Below are 17,802 nucleotides of genomic sequence, written 5' to 3'. Positions count from 1 at the left end.
CGTCAAATGCAAACAACGCGCAGCGTGGCGCTCCTGCCAGGTTTGCCTTGCCGCTCTGTGCTTCGGGTTGGTTCCCGTCGAGGGTCGTTGTTTAGGAGGAACCATCTCATGCATGCACCGCGTACTCTCCGTCTGTTGCTCATTGTGGGCCTGCTGCTTGCCGTTGCCATTCCCGGCAGCCTGGCACTGGCCCGAACCAACGCCGCGCCCGACCAGGCGCCATTGCCAACGCAAGCCGAGCCGCCCAAAGCCATCGAACTGATCCCCCAGGACGATGTTGATGAGGGCAAGACGCCGGATGGCGTCTACGGCTCCCAGTTTGCACCCTACCAGCCGCTCGATCAGGCCTTTCAGGCCGAAGTCGAGCCGAACAACACCGCCGCCACCGCCACGGCCCTTGCCAGTAACGACGGTGTCGTCTGGGGCGCCGTTTTCCCCAATGGCGACCTGGACTACTTCTCCTTCACGGCCAATGCCGGCGATCGCATCTACGCCGCGGTCATGACCAGCTTCTCGTCCAACGGCTCGACCGACAGCGTGTTGAGCCTGTTTGCCAGCGATGGAACGACGGTGGTTGAAACCGACGACAACGATGGCTCGCTTGGCTCGTCATCGTCCACCATTGCCGGCGCCAACATTGTCAGCAGCGGCGCCTATTTTCTGCAGGTCAAACATTTCAGCGCCACCAACCACCTGCGCCCCTATCACCTGCATGTCAGAGTGCAGAGCGGCAGCCCCACAGCCGAAGTTGAGCCCAATGACACCCCGGGCACCGCCAACGCCTTGCCCGCCTTCGGTTGGATGACCGGCACCACCAGCAGCGCCACCGATGCCGACTGGTTCTCTCTCGCCCTGAACGCAGGGGACACCATCTACGCCAGTCTCGACCTGGATCCCACGCGCGACAACACGCAGTGGAACGGCTCCCTGGGTATCGGCCTGTTCAGCAACTACTACCTGACGGTCAATGATGCCAGCGTTGGCTCAGCCACCAATCCCCTGTCCGAAGCCCACTTCATGACCGTCCGCGAGACCGGCACCTACTACATCTGGGTCGGCGTACCCGCCGGCGGCACCACCTTCGGCGACTATAACCTGAGCGTCTCCGTGCATCCGGCCGCCCCGGAGACCTGCACCACCTACACCAGCACCGATGTGCCCCAAACCCTCGGCCCTGGCGCGACGACCGCATCCTCCACGATCACCGTGCCGGGCAATCCGCGCATCGCCGACTTGAACGTGACTGTCGAACTGACGCACACCGTCATGACTGAACTGGATGTGACCCTGATGGCGCCCGGCGGCAACGAAGTCGGCCTCTTCACGGATGTGGGTCAATCCACCGCCGGCGTCTTCGTTACCATGACCACCACGCTGGACGACGAAGCAGCCATCCCGATTGCGGTCTATTTGCTTCAGCCCGGCCCGGCCTTCGAGCCTGAGAATGTCTACCGTCTCGATTGGTTCGACGGTCAGGACGCGGGCGGGGCCTGGACGCTCAAGCTGACCGATGATACGGCCAACACCAACGGTGGCACCCTGCTGGGCTGGAGCATGCGGGTGTGCGAGCCGACGCCGCCGCCGGTTTGTCCGGGCGGCACCACCCCGGTCACGGTCTACAGTTCCGATTTCGAAGCTACGGACGGCGGCTTCACCCACTCTGGCACAGCCGACACATGGGCCTGGGGCAGCCCCACCGCGGCGCCCATCAACACCTGTAACGGCGGCGTCAACTGCTGGAAGACCAACCTCACCGGCCTTTACAACGTCAGCAGCAATCAGGACCTGGTTTCGCCCAACATTAGCCTGGCGGGCCTGGTAGGGCCGGTCGTCGTCACCTGGAGCCAGAAGTACCAGATCGAATCGGCCTCCTTCGACCATGCCTATGTGGATTTCCGCGAGGTGGGCGGCGCCAACCCGTCCCGCCTGTGGGAGTGGTACGGCGCCACCATGACAACGGGCGTCGGCGCTGTCACCGTGCAGGAGTCGGCCGGCTGGGGAACCCGGCAGCGCGACTTGAGCAGCTACGCCGGCCAGAACACCGAACTGGTCTTCCATCTCGACGGCGATAGCAGCATCCAGTATGCGGGTCTGGCGGTGGACGACGTCAGCGTAACGGCCTGTCAGCCGGCCGGCGCGACCTTCACGCCTACAGTGACGCCTACCGTGACGCCTACGCCCACCGATACTCCGACCCCGACTAATACCCCCACGGCGACTCCTGTGCCAGCAGGCTTCACCTGCAGCACGCCCAACGTTGCGATTCCGGACAATAACCCGACCGGCGTCAGCGACACCTTGAATGTCGGTTCAACCGGCACACTGAACGATGTCAATGTCTTCGTGCGCGCGACCCACACCTGGGTGGGCGACACGAGCTTCAGTGTAACCCACAACGCCACCAGCGTTACTGTCGTTGACCGTCCTGGCGTGCCAGCCAGCACGTTCGGCTGCTCCGGCGACAACATCACGGCCACCCTGGACGATGAAGCGGCAACGCCTGTGGAGAATGAGTGCGCGGCCAGCGTGCCGACGATCAACGGCACGTTCATTCCCAACAACGCGCTGAGCGCGTTCGACGGCATGGACCAGAGCGGCGCGTGGACCATCACCGCCGTGGATGCGGCCGGCGGCGATACCGGCGTTCTAGTCGAGTGGTGTGTGCAGACCGAAACCAGTGTCCCGCCCACGGCCACCCCAACCGACACTGCGACTCCTGAGCCGGCGACGGCCACCCCGACCGACACTGCGACTCCTGAGCCGGCCACGGCCACCCCAACCGACACCGCGACTCCTGAGCCGGCGACGGCCACCCCGACCGACACTGCGACTCCTGAGCCACTCACGGCCACCCCAACCGACACTGCGACTCCCGTGCCGCCGACGGCCACGCCGACCGCGACCAACACGCCGACGCCGATCGTGGGAGTCATCCCGCCGGCGCCGCCGGTCTGCACCGCGTCCACACTGGACTTTGCCAACAGCACCGCGGTGACCATTCCCACCGGCCCCGGCGGTAATCTCGTCCACGCTGACTGTGGCTGGCGCAGCGCCGTATCTGTGGGACCTCAACCTGAGCACCCTCATCAATCACACATCGAACGCCCAACTTGACATCACACTGCAATCGCCGCAAGGCACCATCGTGACGATCTCCACCGATAACGGCGGCACCAACGACAATGGCTTCGCCGGCACGGTGTGGGATGACGACGCCAACCCCGGCGGCCAGGTGCCGTACGTGAACAACAACGGCCTGGTGAACGATCAGCTGTACGTCAATCTCGTCACCGCCTCACCGCTGGTGATCGAAGAAGCGCTGAGCGCCTTCATCGGTGAAGATCCGAATGGCGACTGGCTACTGACCATCTCCGATGACACCACAGCCGATGGCGGCACGTTGAACAGTTGGACGCTGCAAGTGACCTCGCTGGACGCCGCGCCGAGCACGGCGAGCGCCGCAAGCTCCAATTCGACGCCGGTTGCCATCACCGCGACGGGCACGCCTGTCGTGACCTCGTCCATCATGGTCAGCGGCTTGCCGACCTTCCTGACCGACCTCAACATGACCACGTTCATGTCGCACACGTTCAGTAGCGACCTGGACATGACGCTGCGTTCGCCGCAGGGCACCATCGTCACCTTCTCCAGCGACAATGGGAGCAGTTTCGACCATGTGTTCCTGGGCACGCTGTGGGATGACGACGCCAACCCCGGTGGTCAGGTGCCCTATACCAACAACAACGGCCTGGTGACCGATCAGTTGTACGTCAACCTGACCCTGGCCTCGCCGCTCGTGCCTGAGGAGGCGTTCGCCGCCTTCATCGGCGAAGACCCCAACGGCGAATGGCTGGTGACCATCTCGGACGACGCCAACCTCGACGGTGGCAGCCTCAACAGTTGGTCGCTGGACATCCAGACCGGATCGTGCGGCGCGGCGCCCACGGCCACGCCGACGGCCACTTCTGCGCCGCCCACCGCGACGCCGACCGACACGCCGGTTCCGCCAACGGCGACCGTCACCCCCACCGCGACGCCCACGCCCGGCTCCCCGACCGGTGTTGAACTGAGCAGCCTCGACAGCGGCTCAGCACCCAGCCCCGTCAGCGCCTGGCCGCTCATGGCCCTGGCCCTGGTGACACTGACCGCTGCGGCCGCCCTCCTGCGCCGCCGCAGTACGCGCTAGACCCGTTGGGCATGAGGTGGGGCCGAGAGATTGATCCAACTGATGGTGAGACTCACGCCGGCCCCGCCTCGTGCCCCGACGCGTGTGCGCGAGAGAGGAGTGCGCAATGACCGACTATCGTCGCCGCAACACGTTGCGTTACGTCGGCTTCGACTACACCAACGCCGGAGCCTACTTTATCACCTTCCGTGTGCATCGCAGCCAGCACATCTTCGGCGAAGTCATCAACGGCGTCATGGTCTTAAGTCCCCTGGGACGCATTGTGGACCAGTGTTGGATTGAATTCGCCGAACGCCACACCGACGCCCAGGTGGATATCCATGTGATCATGCCCAACCATGCGCACGTGCTGCTCTGGATTATGGACACCGGCTCTGCGGAGCCGGGCGCGGTCAGCAAGACACGCAAGTTTGGCGATGCCATGCCGGATCGCTGTCAAGCCTGGTGGGCGCTTACAAGAGCGCCGTCACGCAGCAAGCGGCCCATCGCGGCCTCATCCCGGCTCCGCCGCTTTGGCAACGCAACTTCTACGATCATATCGTGCGCGGCGAGCAGGAATTGGAACGCATTCGCGAATACATCCGCCAGAACCCGATGCGCTGGTGCGAAGACCGTTTCTATTATTGGTAGGGGCACGAGGTGGGGCCGGGAGAGTTTTGCGGCTCACGCCAGACTTGGATCGGCCCCAACTCGTGCCCCAACGAGTGGGGCCGGAAGGATCATGCGATTTGTGCCGAGACTCGAATCGGCTCCTCATACCCCAACGATGGCGCTACATCTTCTCGTTTTTCGGCACTACCGCTTAGAAAGTGATTTCCGTTCACAGACAGCCGAAAGCAACTCGAAAAACGTGTCTAAAGGTCGCTGACCTTCTGCACGGCAACGTAGATCACTCGGGGAGATGCGGTGACGTCTTAGAGTTACTATACTTCAAGCGCATACACGATGTGTAATAGCAAAAGTGCGCAAACTGGAGCCAAAGCTGAAGAACGCCATGAACGGGCGGTTGGAGCGATAAGACTCCGCGATAGTAGGAAAGCGAAACCACATACATGAGATGCATGCGGTAGATGGATTTGAGGAGTGACTCTGATGGAGGCCAGGCTCGGCGACAACCGGAAGAACTCATTGCGGCTTCACAGCATCTCCTCTACGAATTCTGGATGCTGAACAGCTTGGGGCGGGGCATGGCCTCTGCTGTGTTGGGCCAGGGGCCGCTCAACAATGCGGTGCTTGAGTCTTTTGCGATTCACGCACGGGTGATGCTTGGGTTTCTTTACGAAGGCAAACGATATCCAGACGATGTCGTTGCCGGAGATTACTTTGATGACCCTAATGACTGGGTGAAGGTCAGGCCAAGTATACCGGAGGCGCTGATTCCAGTACAAAAGCGGGCCAACAAGGAAGTCGCTCATCTGTCTTACAAACGACTGGGAATCGCCGACGAGGCCAGGTTGTGGCGCTTCATTGACATAGCGGCTGCGATTGGTTCGATCATGGCGGTTTTCTTGCGCCATGTCCCTGCTGAACGCTTGCATCCCGACTGGCTACCTTTGCCAGAACCCGAGTCTCCATAAGAGCCACTAACGCATCACTGTAGACCAGGCGTAGCCGTATGCTCATATCCGTCAAAGACGCCTGTATCCTGCAGGATAACGCGCTCGACATTCGCGTGGCCGACCAGATCGAGCAGCTCGATGAGTTGATCCGCATGGAGGGAAGCGACGACGCGTTTTTCACCAGGACGCACATTACTCACGACATGTGCGTCCTGGTGACGGAGAGGCTGGCGCGGCTGGCGGGAAAGTCGAACTAGGAGGCGTTCCAGGCCGAACAGTCCGAAGGGTTAATCGCCGATACCGGCGGCGCAATACCCCGCTCGTAGAGGCTCTCGTGGCCAAGTCGGCCAGCAGCACCTGTTCGATCAGCGCCCAGTGCTCAATTACGAAGGCGCCCAGTGGCGACTGATTGTGGACGCACGCTGGCTTTGCGCTAAACTCTATCATAGAAGCCTCCAGGGTGATAGTTTGGTTGTTGTCTCGCTATCATACCCCAGAGGCTTCCGTCTGTCAGTTCGTACTGTGCTTGCTTAAGTCAGCGCATACGTCGCCCTTACCCCACTCTTCTGCTACGAAGTCCCGATGGCCACGGGGGTACTCCGGGGATGGCCGGCGAGGCAGAGTGCCAGCACGCGGCTATGCCGGCCGGTGGGGTATTCATGGTGTCTGCCTTTGACACGATGGGCTGCCGGCGGTAAGTTCCCGTGGTTGACACCGACCTGATGACCAGTTAGTTCGTTTCTCGTCTCCATTTCTGTCTCGATATCTCCATTAAAAGAGTGTCCGGCAATGGCACCGAGCGTTACGTTTCGTCCCCTTGCATCTGCCTGCAATCCGTTGAAGCGAATCCACCAAAATCTGAAGGAGATCGCGTCAAACCCTGTGGTGTTGCGTCTGTAGCTAAGTAAGCACGTTCTGTTTTTCATGTGGTACCCAAGAACAAAAGATGGTGAATCATGAATATGGGAGCAATATACGGGTTCATAGCGATGGTCGCTATCGCCTGGTCGGTGCGGCGTTGGAGTACGAAGAATCAGATTCAGGGAAGAAAGCGCGGCTTTCTTGGTTTCGTCGGTGCGGTGCTCCTGGGGTTTGTGATCGCTATGCCATTTCAGGCAGGAGCAGAGATTCTTTTCTTGTCGTTGGGGGTAGGACGCGCACCTGTTTCGGGCGACAGACGACAAGTTGTGGAAAACACTTTGACAGTCACTCTAGAACCTGACTCAAGTTTCTGTCTGTGGCTTGCAAAAGCCGAACTTCTTCGCGCAAAAAGAATCAGCGGGTCATCCCAATTTGTAGAGTGGTTTGATAAGCATGGGGAAACCGGTCTCGACTATTCTGCTGCTTCCGAAGAGATGGTCAACATCATAAAGGAATATCAACCCTATCAGAAACAATTCGTAGATGACTGGGTAAAACTTGGTGCGCATGCTGAAGGTAAGGATTTTTGGGAAAAGGAGCTTTCCAGCGTTGAGCTACGGATTCAGGCCTTTGATCTCATTGTGGAAGGTTTTGAGTCATCGGACCAGAACAAATACAATCGTGGCTTAATTACTTGGGAGAAATCTGCACAGGTGGGTAACGAATCAAGTTCTGCTATGTTTGAGATTGCTACAGAATGCACAACGTCCCAAATAGAGCCATCACGCACACCGACTATTCGACCAACGACTGCGCCAACCTTACCGCCCCAGCCTAGCCCGACACCAACTTCTAATTTTCCAACGCCATCTTTCTTGGTGTTTGGCAAAACTACTTGGGTTTACTACGAGGATCAAGACGCTAATTTCTCAGCGTATTTTCCTGAGAGTTGGCAACGAAAAGCAATTCCCTCCGAACCAGACAACCCAGGAAGGGGCGTAGCATTTGTTGCCCCTTTGGGATCCGCTGGCATGGAGGGCAACACCGTGATTCTAGTAGCCAGCCTCCCAACGCTCGACTTCTTAGGATCCACTTATCCTACTGTGGAAGAATTAGATCGACTGCTTCAGGAGTTATCGGAGTACGCTAAGGTTGACGTAGTTACTCCTCCCACGGCGACCAAGATTCATGGCTACCCTGCCGTACAGTCGGTTAGCGAGACAAGCCTATCGGACGAGAACTATCGTGTTCGCATGTATTCGGTTGCCATCGCAACTAACAAATGGATCCACATTATTCAAGTAACTGGCCTCACATACTACGATGATCAGCTGCAAGCCATGTACACAGAGTTTGTGGAAAACTTTTCCCCAAACGTTCCATAGATTGCCGCGCGTCAGTCCCTACATGCGCCCTGTAAGCCGCTTCCCAGGTTTTCGTCTCATCTTCGTTGAGTAAAGGGCTGCCTTGCGTCGTCTGGCGTGATCGTAGAGCCGGCACATCCAAGCCCGCGCCCGGGCGTACAAGATCAGCCATCAGTCAGTCTTTCTTGGGTGCCGCCGTTGCCTCTAACCTGCTGGCCAGATTTTAGGGCTGATCATAACCGGCCCTTGTGCTACCGGTCCCAGAGGTCAGTGGGGCGCGCCAGCACGCCCCCTCGCTGGTTGCCGACGCAGGAAGATAGGGTCGTGTAGCGATGGTGTTTGCCTTTGAATTCGGTGGGCTGCCGGCGGTGAGATACTGTGGACACCACGGGCCAGCCAAGTGACCGATGGTTTGCTAGCGCGGCTGTGGTGGCCTTTTTTCGGATACTCCTCAGCTGTACGCGTACCGTGACACTTATGTGCTGTCCCGTGGGAATGCTTCGTGGGTCACGCTATCGCCTCGATCATTGGCGTAGGCGGCCAGCACCTCTGCCCGTAATACTTCCAATTGCGTCTCGTCGTAACCAAGCTCTTGCGCTTGAGTTTCCTGCGCCTCACTGAGCCAGACGCGATGAGCTCATGGTCGACGAAGAGGGTGGCGCCCCTGATTCTGCTCGCCTGGCTGCCCTGGCAACCCTCCGCGCGCAACGTGAGCCTGACGTTGGCCTATTTCCTGCTTTGTCTGCTGAGCTTTGCGTGCTTCAACCACTGCTATCTGCTCACGTCCACGCCCTGGCGTCACGCCTGGCCAGTAATCGTGCCACAAACCCTTCCCGCCAATTCTGCGGCTTAAACAGATGCTTTGGCTGCGAATTTTGACATTCTCGAACAGATGTGCTATAATTTGTCCTGAAGACCTCCCCGGTCGTTTTGTTTCTCGCTGTAACGATTTCCGCTGTTTCTCGGTGGCGGGTCGTTACGACTCCAAAGATCATACCGTAAGCATCAGCTTGGCCGAGATCGGTGAAGCTTGCCAGAATGGCTACGCCAAACGTCTGATCCAAACTATCTAAGAAAGAAGATGTAGAGTTCTCAGAGTATCACAGCTATTAAGATGCCTACCGACAACTGGACCGGTTTATAGACGAGGTATAGTTGCGCAAGCTCATTGGACTCCTTGCTTGGCTACCCCACGCTAGTCGAGATTGAGACACAATAGCTAGCTCAGCAAGCCGTTGGTGCCAGTTCGATGGACTTGGCTTGACAATCCGTTATTCTCGCCTACAATTGCGCATACACCCCCAGATAAGGCGAGAGGGCCAGGTTTCCAATCGAGCCACCTCGTCTTTTCCTTTGTCTTTGCCCCTTCTTCTGTCCAATTTTATAGGCATACCTCAGCCTCATTGGACACAAGTGTTTCAACGCCCTTTGACCGAATGAAAGCGCAGAGATGAACGATCCTAGAAACTGGTTGACCGATTTTAGCGATGCCCAGAACCTTGCTGTCGTGGAAGGCATCGTGCCCGTTCGGGGGTATCTCAAGACTGGTCGGCCAGCCGAAGAAGTAGCAGTCATGGAGAAGGCCGAGCTATACACGGCAGATGCGGTCTTCTTTGAGGCACCTCGCGATGGCAAAGCATCGGTGGCGCAGGCGTTTCTTTACCGCTCAGATGGGCCAACACCGGACCCTGATTTCGCAGAATTGCACAAGCGACTGTGGAGTTGGGGCGGCGTGCCGCTGGTCTATCGCGTTACAAGTGGTTTAGTTCAGCTTTTCCGCTGTGCGCACCGGCCTGATTTCGAGAGCGGTAGCAGACCCGTTTTCAATCCCTTTAAGACGCTTGAACTCACTTCCCGAATCGATCAAGATCCGTGGTGGGAGGCCGAACGGCTCCGCACCGGAACGCTCTGGGATGATCCAGCGGTGTGCAAGCAGCTCCTATCCAGCCAACAAGCAGCGCAAAAGACGCTCATCAACGCAGTCAAGGAACTGCACCAGGAACTCAACAAAGAAAGCACCCTGCCCAAACCGCTTCAGCGACGTTTGCTCATCCTGTCGGTGCTTATCGCGTATCTTGAAAGGCGAGGGGTTTTTGAGGACGCCTTCTTTGCCCGTTTTCTGCCTGACGCAGGAGAGTTCTTTCAGGTGCTTGCTGACGGTCCGGCTCTTGTTGATTTGCTAGATCATCTGGAAGAGCGATTCAACGGGCATGTGTTCGTCCTGAGCGACGAAGAACGCAAGACGTTGCAGGCCAGCAGTCAACTCGCCCGCTTTGCCCAACTGGTGGAAGGACGGCAGGAGGCTGGTGGTCAGCGTACGCTGTGGCAACGATACTCCTTTGCCGATCTGCCAGTGGAACTTATCAGCCACATCTACCAGCTTTTCGTCAACGACGCGGCGTTGGCGGTCTATACTCCGCATTTTGTCGTTCGTCTTATGCTGGGCGAAGTTTTGAGTTGGGAGCGGCTGGACCGGCTGGAGGAGAACGACGAAGTCATTCTTGATCCAGCTTGCGGCTCTGGGGTCTTCCTTGTCGAAGCCTACAAGCGACTTGTGCTTCACTGGCGCTTTCGCAACGGATGGGAGCACCCAACACAGGCAACCCTTCAGAAATTGCTTACGACACGGCTGCGGGGTATTGATTTGGAAGAAGGCGCCGTCGAACTCGCTGCGTTTAGCCTCTCCCTCGCTCTCTGCGATGCACTCGAGCCGATAGAGATCAGGACCAGCGTGAAGCTCTTCCCGCCTCTAAAGGAACATACTATTCACACAGGTTGTTTCTTTGAGGCTCGCGAGAAGCAAACAGTCAAGGAACGCGTCGGCGTAATCATCGGAAATCCGCCATTTGCCTCGACACTTGGCACCGACGGCGCACAACGGGCCTATGAGCGATATCAGCGGGAACACGGAGCGCCGCCCGACAGACAAATAGCCTATCTTTTCCTCCATGAATCCATGGAGATGCTGGCTCATGGCGGCGTGCTCTCCATGCTCCAACAGTACAACTTCCTCTACAACCGGCAGTCACTCGCGTTCCGGCGTAAGTTCATTGAACGCTGGGACGTCCGCGAGATTCTCGATTTCGTCTCAATCCGTGGTCTCTTCCAAAAAAGCGGCGCTGACACCAAGGTCGTTGTGATAGTTGCAGAAGCCCAAACGCCGCCACCGGAGCGGCAGATACTCCACGCCACCTTTCGCCGCAGTGGCCGCGCTGATGCGGAACAAGGCTTCGATATTGATTATTATGACATGCACTGGCTGCCGCGGGAATTAGTCCTGAGCAATAACGCCGTGTGGCGATGTGACCTGCTCGGCGGTGGGCGCGTCCTTGGTCTTGTTGATAGGCTGCGGAAATTCAGAACCTTAGGGCAATACGCAGTAGAACAAGGTTGGGACTACGGGGAGGGCTTTATCGAAGCTGCCCCGCCCAAGGATGGGCCACCCAGCAAAACTGTCGTGCGTCAGCCAGGTAATCACCTGACCGGACAGCCATTGCTTCCATCAGGCGGAATCTCCGAATCAGGTATTGATTCCAATACTATTATCACTGTGACTACCACCTCTTTTCGCTCTGGTTATACAAGGGCACGTTATACTCCTCCGATGGTTTTGGTACATGAGCAATACGATCTGAATCATGGTCTCTGGACAGCGCATTATCTGACATACAAAAACCAGATTGTGGGGTTCTGTGGTACTTCAGATCACATTGAATGCCTTAGGAAGCTCGACGCCTTTCTTAGTAAAGAGAAGAATTCCTTAAGAGCATATGTTGCAGCAACTAGTATTAAGTTGTTTACCCAACATGCCACTACGCTATCCGGTGCAGATGTATTCGACCTACCATGCCCGTCATCTCACGATCTTGAACTAAGTCTTCACGAGCAGATTCTAATTGCCGACATTGTGGACTATTATCGCGATCTCATCCGCCTCGGCGAAAACTCTGCTGCAATGAAAGACAAGGGTGTACCTGCTCTGCCTTCATTCAATGACGTTTTCACCACCCGGATTAACGGCGTTTACAGAAATAACAGATTACACGCCTTGAAGGAGTATACTTGGCAGGGCGTGATTTGTCAGCCTTATGTTTTCGGCAATGGAAAGGTGGACTGGACAGGTGCGGAGGAACTCAAAGGGAAACTCAACGCGCTGCTGCGAGAAAAACGCGGCGGCGGCCTCAATGTTACCCGTATCGCCCGGATCTATGATGGAGCATGCATTTACTTGCTCAAGCCCGACCGGTTGCGATACTGGCTGCGCTCCATCGCACTCCGGGATGCGGATGAGACGCTCGCTGACCTGGCCGAGCAAGGCTTCTGAGGCTTTGTGACTATGTTGGCGGACAGTATCAGTATCAACATCGATCTTCCATCAGGTAGGCTCGACCGGGACATTCACCTGCCTTGCACAGCGAAGCTGGAGCTTGTAGGCTTCATAGCCAAGGAACTTCCCCGGTGGCGCGACCACCCTGATCGGCCGTCCGCAGACGCGGAAACCACATTAACCGAACACCTATGCGATCATCTCAACAGTGCTGTCTACTACTCGCCCATCTGGAGCCATGTCCAGTTCCGAACCGAGACCGGCGATGAAACGCGTGGCGGTAGGAAGATAGACCTCACAGTGAAGCCCCGGGCCGCCGCTTTCATCATCGAAGGCCGCCGGCACAGCCAGTTTGACCCGCTGTTTCCCATTGAGTGCAAACGGCTCCCGATACCAAAAGGGCCGGATCGAGACAAGCGCGAATACGTCACTACCGAATATGGCACGACTGGCGGTATCCAGCGTTTCAAATTCGGCCTCCATGGGGCCGCGCATACCTTTGCGGCCATGATCGCATACGTTCAGGAGCAGTCCTTTTCCTATTGGCTGGATCAGGTGAACAGCTGGATTAGGGACTTGGCGGCAGGACCAGATTCAGTCTGGAGTGATTCCGATACTCTCCAATCGCTAAGTGATAACCTGACCACTAAGATTAGCACACTCCAGTCTGAGCATCGGAGAGTGGGTGGTCTTGACGTTTGTGAGTTGCGCCATCTTTGGATAAGGATGAGTTGATATCTACAGATAATTGGTCACAAAAACCAGCGGGTGTCACCGCACTTAAACGTGGTCATTTACACCACTTTTCGATGAGTTATTGGGTCTTGCGGGAGGGCCGACCGCGGTGAACGGGGGGTTCCCAGCGAGGCAAAGGCACCTTAAAATTGAACAACTCGGTTGGTGTCCAGATATGATCGGTCAAGCTTGCGGCCAAAGCCGGCGTACGACGTTGCACCCAGCGATAACCGTGCCTGCCGACAAGCAACTTAAGACGCAGGCTATGGTGAGTGTCGCAGAAGTTGTAGAGGCAACCGACGACAAACATGCCTGCTTCAAGGGTGGCTGCCTTACGCACCAAGGTGCGGGTTCTGCGAGCCAGACTATTGAGCCGCTGGCGAAAAGTGGCGTTGAGCCGTTCAATGAAAGCGGTGTTGATCACGCCCTCTTGCTGGGTCTTACGAATCAGGCTTTGCACCATCTTCTGGTCACCCTGAACAATGCGCCGCATCACGTTGAGTTCACCATTCACGCGTTGTTTGACTACCTGGACGATGGCGATGTTGGGCCAGGAAATCAGTTGAGGGTGCCCCTGTTCGTGGCGACGATGCGGCAAATAGAATCATCTAATGCACGGGATCTGGCCATTTGGGACCGACTGGTCCAAAGCCACGAGGCCTTTGCTTTGGCATCGGTCGAGTTCCTGGAAGAGATGGTCGACCGTAGGGTGAGAATCGCTACAACTTCGGCGCGACGCCGACGCAGCGGCGCTTCACCGGGCAGGTGCTGGACAGTGTGGCCGGCGGGTTGTATTTCTACAACGCGGTATTACGACCCATCGTTGGGACGGTTTGCCAGTGCGGATACACTCATTCCCAATCCAGGGAATCCGCAGAGTCTCAATCGGTACAGCTATGTCCTGAATAACCCGCTGCTAGAAACTCTGCATGTCAGCCGTTGATTCCGCCTGGTTCCTCGCGTTCGGTGCTTGCAAACCACCGCCAATGCGGGTATAATCCCCTCCTTACCGTGCCACCCCAGCATCAGCCTAAGCTTGTGCTGCCCGCTACGACCACCCGCGGTTGTGAGCGTTGTGAATTCTTACGCGTTCAATCAGGAAGACCGACGATGCCTGTTTCCGCGCTCTCCCCTTCCGAATCTGTGGCGTCTGTCCTGGCGTCTTTCCAGGGCAAGGGCCGCGCTTACCTGCTGCCCTGTCTGCTGGCCGTGCAGCGCGCCCACGGCTGGCTCTCGCCTGATCTTGTGACCCGCGTCGGCGCCGCGCTGGCCGTGCCTGTGGCCGACATCTACGGCGTCATTGACTTCTACACCATGCTCTACAGCCAGCCGCATGGCCGCCACCTGCTGCGCGTGTGCGATGACATCGCTTGCTACCTGGCTCAGCCGACCAACTGCGAGTCGTTGCGCGACACCATCGCCACCCACACCGGCCTGCGCCAGCATGGCGATACCACGCCCGACGGCGCGTTCACCCTGGAGTTGATGCCCTGCCTGGGCCGTTGCGCCGACGCACCCGCGGTCTTGCTCGATGAGACGCCGCTGCCCGCCGCTGCCCTGCTCTCCTGGTTGGCCTCGGATCGCGACGCCGATGTATTGCCCGCTGCTGTTGAAACCGCCCCCCCGGTGCTCGGTGACGTGGTGCTGGCGGACCATGTGGGCCGGGTTGATCCCTGGAGCCTGGCGGACCATGAGCAGCGCGGCGGATTTGCGGCCCTGCGCCAGGCCCTGGGCGCCATGACGCCGGCCGCAGTCGTGCAGGCCATCGAGGCGTCGGGCCTGGTGGGCCGCGGCGGCGCCGCCTTTCCCACCGGGGTCAAATGGCGCAGCGCCGCGGACGAGCCGGCCACGCCCAAGATGGTGGTGTGCAACGCGGACGAGAGCGAGCCGGGCACCTTCAAGGACCGCACCCTGCTGCAAGGCGACCCCTTCCGCCTGATCGAGGCGATGGCGCTGACCGCCTACGCGATTCAGGGGCAAGGCGAGGTGGGCGGTTACATCTACCTGCGCGGCGAGTACGGCTACCTGGCGCCGCTGCTGGAAAACGCACTGGCCCGCTGCCGCGAGGCCGGTTACCTGGGCCATCATCTGTTGGGTAGTGACCTGCACTTCGACATCGAGCTGCGCCTGGGCGCGGGCGCGTACATCTGCGGCGAAGAGACCGCGCTCTTCGAGTCCATCGAAGGCAAGCGCGGCATGCCCCGCGTCAAGCCGCCGTTTCCGGTGCAGGTGGGCCTCTTTGGCAAACCCACGGTCATCAACAACGTCGAGACCTTCTTCAACATCCCGCCCATCGTGCGCCACGGCCCTGGCTGGCTGCGTCAGTACGGCACCGCGCAATCGCCGGGCACCAAGCTCTTCGGCGTCAGCGGCTGTGTGCAGCGCCCAGGCCTCTACGAACTGCCGCTGGGACGCTCCTTGCGCCATCTGCTCTTCGATCAGGCCGGCGGGCCGCTGCCTGACCGCCGCATCACCAGCGTGCTCCTGGGCGGCGCGGCCGGCACCTTCGTCAGCGCGGCCCATTTCGACGTGGCCCTCGACTGGCAGTCGCTGCGTGAAATTGGCGCCACGCTCGGTTCTGGCGCGGTGATGGTGCTGGATGATCGCGTGGCCCCCTGGGAAGTGGTCAGGCGCGTGGCCCGCTTCTTTGCCCATGAGTCGTGCGGCAAGTGCTATCCCTGTCAGATGGGAACCCAGCGCCAGGTCGAGATCGTCGAACGCCTGCGCACCGGCCAGGCGCGACCCCACGATCGGCTTGACCTGGATGACCTGGCGGGCGCAATGCGTGACGCGTCGCTCTGCGGCCTGGGACAAACCGCCTCCGGTGCGATCTTGAGCGCGGTGGAACTGTTCGGCGGTTGAATCAAGACAAATGGAAATCAGACAAACTGATGGATGGACTGGTCAATTGTAGCTACGCCGCGTATGAGCGGGGAAGCTGGCGGGTGATAGATGGCGCGGCGCCGGGCGAAGAATTCCTGCGCCTGCATGTCAACGGCCTGGAACTGGCGACGCTGATGTGTTCGCCGTTCGAACAGGACACCCTCGCGCTCGGCTTCCTGCGCGCCGAAGGCATCATCCAATCCATGGACGATGTGCGTCTGGTCACGATCTGCCCCAGCGGCACCTGCGTGGACGTGTGGCTGCGTAACGCCAATTTCGAGCCGCCGCGACGCGTCATCATCACCTCCGGTTGCGGCGGCGGCGTCACCTTCGATGACCTGGCCGAGCAGCAGGCGCCGCTGACATCCGCTCGCCAGTTGGCGCCGGAGCAGCTCATACGCCTGATGAGCGAACTGCAGGAGGCCGCCGTGCTCTACCGGACCGCGCGTGGTATTCACACCAGCGGGCTGAGCGATGGCGACCAGGTGCTGATGGCGGCGCAGGATGTGGGACGCCACAACACGGTGGATCGCCTGTGGGGGCAGTGCCTGCGTCGTCGTCAGCCGACAGACGATCTGATTTTGCTCTCCACGGGCCGCATCAGCTCAGAAATGCTCAACAAAGCAGCCAAGATGCGCATCGCCATCGTAGCCAGCCGCACCTCGCCAACGGCTCTGTCTATCGAGTTGGCACACGCCTGGAACATCACCCTGGTGGGGTATGTCCGCACCGGTGGCCTGCGCGCCTACACCGCGCCGGAGAGGCTGGGGTTTGAGGAGATCGGAGATCGGAGATCGGAGATCGGGGTGGGAGTAAATGAGGAGAGTGGGGAGTGAGGGGAGAGTGGAGAGTGGAGAGTCGATGAAGGAAGGGGATCATGGCACTCAATCAAGTTCATAACTACAGCGTCTGGCATCAGGCGGGCAGCGACAAGGCGGAGATTCGCCTGCTGCTCGACAGCGGCTCACTGGCGACGATCAGCAATCTGCCGCTGACTTCTGCCAATTTCATCCTGGACCTGCTGCGGCATGAAAAACCAATCTATTGGGACAGCGTCGCGCGACTGGTCTACACCTCGTCCTGGGAGCCGGTCGGCGAAGGGGAGTAGATGAGCAATTCGTCTGCACCTGCGACGGTCGGCGTTGTCATTGACGGTCACGCGCTGACCGTACCCGCCGGCACGACGGTGTTGGCCGCGGCGGTCGAGATTGGCGTGGACATCCCCACTCTGTGCTACCACCCCAACCTGACGCCCAACGCGGTCTGCCGCATGTGCGTGGTGGAACCGACACGCGGCCGCACCCTGATCCCGGCCTGCGTCGCGCCCTGCGTGGAAGGGTTGGAGGTGCAGACCGATACCCCGCGCGTGCGACGCGCGCGCAAGGTGATCCTGGAACTGCTTCATTCGACCGTGGATTGCTCCGAAGCGCCGCAGATCGCAACCTACAGCGCCCGTTTTGGCGCGGACCCGGCCCGTTTCGCCGGCGGCGAGCGCCGCGACGCGGCCGTCGAAGACGACAATCCCTTCTATGTGCGTGACTACAGCAAGTGCATCCTCTGTTGGCGCTGCGTGCAGGTCTGCGCCGATGATGTGCAAAACACCTTTGCCCTCACTTTGGGCGAACGCGGCTTTCACACGTCCATCACCACCTTTTTCAACGCGCCGATGCCCGACACGACCTGCGTCTTCTGCGGCAACTGCGTGGAGGTGTGCCCAACCGGCGCGCTCAAGGGCAAACAGGAATGGCTGCTCGACCAGGGGCTGGCGTGGCAAAGCCGCAAACCCAAGCCCAGGCGAAGCGACAAACCAGAAACCTAGCCGCCGTGTGTAGACGTCTCCGCGCGCGACGATAAGAGATCCTTGGCGTCCTTCGCGTCTTGGCGGTT

Annotated in this window: 15 protein-coding genes; 13 read left to right on the top strand and 2 right to left on the bottom strand. The window is 59.1% G+C overall.

The genetic code is table 11. From position 1 onward, the window contains the following. The first annotated feature begins 108 nt into the window (after window positions 1-108). From IPF85_RS27835 to IPF85_RS27800, 8 genes are all read left to right on the top strand, one after another. Window positions 109-3,114, top strand: a complete 3,006-nt coding sequence (locus IPF85_RS27835; protein WP_343411306.1) for a proprotein convertase P-domain-containing protein — start codon at window positions 109-111, stop codon at window positions 3,112-3,114. Continuing rightward, window positions 3,038-4,186: a proprotein convertase P-domain-containing protein gene (locus IPF85_RS27830; RefSeq protein WP_343411305.1), complete on the top strand. Its 1,149-nt coding sequence runs from the start codon at window positions 3,038-3,040 to the stop codon at window positions 4,184-4,186. Before IPF85_RS27835 ends, IPF85_RS27830 begins: the two co-directional genes overlap by 77 nt. 106 nt (window positions 4,187-4,292) lie before the next feature. Beyond that, window positions 4,293-5,054, top strand: a complete 762-nt coding sequence (locus IPF85_RS27825) for a hypothetical protein (RefSeq protein WP_343389892.1) — start codon at window positions 4,293-4,295, stop codon at window positions 5,052-5,054. A 295-nt stretch (window positions 5,055-5,349) separates the two neighbouring features. After that, window positions 5,350-5,763 (top strand): hypothetical protein, encoded by a 414-nt coding sequence (locus tag IPF85_RS27820; RefSeq protein WP_343411304.1) that lies wholly within the window; start codon window positions 5,350-5,352, stop codon window positions 5,761-5,763. 38 nt (window positions 5,764-5,801) lie between these two features. Further along, complete coding sequence (locus IPF85_RS27815; RefSeq protein WP_343411303.1) at window positions 5,802-6,002, top strand: hypothetical protein; 201 nt, start codon at window positions 5,802-5,804, stop codon at window positions 6,000-6,002. A gap of 699 nt (window positions 6,003-6,701) precedes the next feature. Then, window positions 6,702-7,991, top strand: a complete 1,290-nt coding sequence (locus IPF85_RS27810; protein WP_343389895.1) for a hypothetical protein — start codon at window positions 6,702-6,704, stop codon at window positions 7,989-7,991. Between the two features lie 634 nt (window positions 7,992-8,625). Further along, window positions 8,626-8,823: a hypothetical protein gene (locus IPF85_RS27805; RefSeq protein ID WP_343411302.1), complete on the top strand. Its 198-nt coding sequence runs from the start codon at window positions 8,626-8,628 to the stop codon at window positions 8,821-8,823. Window positions 8,824-9,420: 597 nt separating this feature from the next. Continuing rightward, a complete protein-coding gene (locus IPF85_RS27800; RefSeq protein WP_343389896.1) occupies window positions 9,421-12,294 on the top strand; it encodes an N-6 DNA methylase in 2,874 nt (957 codons plus the stop codon). 192 nt (window positions 12,295-12,486) lie between these two features. Here IPF85_RS27800 and IPF85_RS27795 read toward each other — a convergent pair whose 3' ends face one another. Continuing rightward, entirely contained in the window at window positions 12,487-12,780 is a 294-nt protein-coding gene (locus tag IPF85_RS27795; RefSeq protein ID WP_343389897.1) for a hypothetical protein, read from the bottom strand. 331 nt (window positions 12,781-13,111) lie between these two features. Further along, window positions 13,112-13,630, bottom strand: a complete 519-nt coding sequence (locus tag IPF85_RS27790; protein ID WP_343389898.1) for a hypothetical protein — start codon at window positions 13,628-13,630, stop codon at window positions 13,112-13,114. Between IPF85_RS27790 and IPF85_RS27785 the strand changes: the two genes are divergently transcribed. The 5 genes from IPF85_RS27785 (at window position 13,622) to IPF85_RS27765 (ending at window position 17,734) form a co-directional block, all read left to right on the top strand. Then, a complete protein-coding gene (locus IPF85_RS27785) occupies window positions 13,622-13,975 on the top strand; it encodes an RHS repeat-associated core domain-containing protein (RefSeq protein ID WP_343411345.1) in 354 nt (117 codons plus the stop codon). The genes IPF85_RS27790 and IPF85_RS27785 overlap by 9 nt on opposite strands. Before the next feature lie 167 nt (window positions 13,976-14,142). Further along, window positions 14,143-15,894: an NAD(P)H-dependent oxidoreductase subunit E gene (locus IPF85_RS27780; RefSeq protein WP_343411301.1), complete on the top strand. Its 1,752-nt coding sequence runs from the start codon at window positions 14,143-14,145 to the stop codon at window positions 15,892-15,894. Further along, the gene (gene fdhD, locus IPF85_RS27775) at window positions 15,891-16,751 is read left to right on the top strand and encodes a formate dehydrogenase accessory sulfurtransferase FdhD (protein WP_343411300.1); all 861 of its coding nucleotides are present in this window, start codon (window positions 15,891-15,893) and stop codon (window positions 16,749-16,751) included. Before IPF85_RS27780 ends, fdhD begins: the two co-directional genes overlap by 4 nt. Before the next feature lie 41 nt (window positions 16,752-16,792). Continuing rightward, the gene (locus tag IPF85_RS27770; RefSeq protein ID WP_343411299.1) at window positions 16,793-17,023 is read left to right on the top strand and encodes a hypothetical protein; all 231 of its coding nucleotides are present in this window, start codon (window positions 16,793-16,795) and stop codon (window positions 17,021-17,023) included. Continuing rightward, a complete protein-coding gene (locus IPF85_RS27765) occupies window positions 17,024-17,734 on the top strand; it encodes a 2Fe-2S iron-sulfur cluster-binding protein (protein ID WP_343411298.1) in 711 nt (236 codons plus the stop codon). Window positions 17,735-17,802: the final 68 nt, after the last annotated feature.

The sequence above is a fragment of the Candidatus Amarolinea dominans genome (genome assembly GCF_016704685.1).
Classification (GTDB): domain Bacteria; phylum Chloroflexota; class Anaerolineae; order SSC4; family Amarolineaceae; genus Amarolinea; species Amarolinea dominans.
The sequence above is the reverse complement of the archived record's forward strand: the minus strand, read 5'-3'. Positions and strand labels throughout refer to the sequence as shown.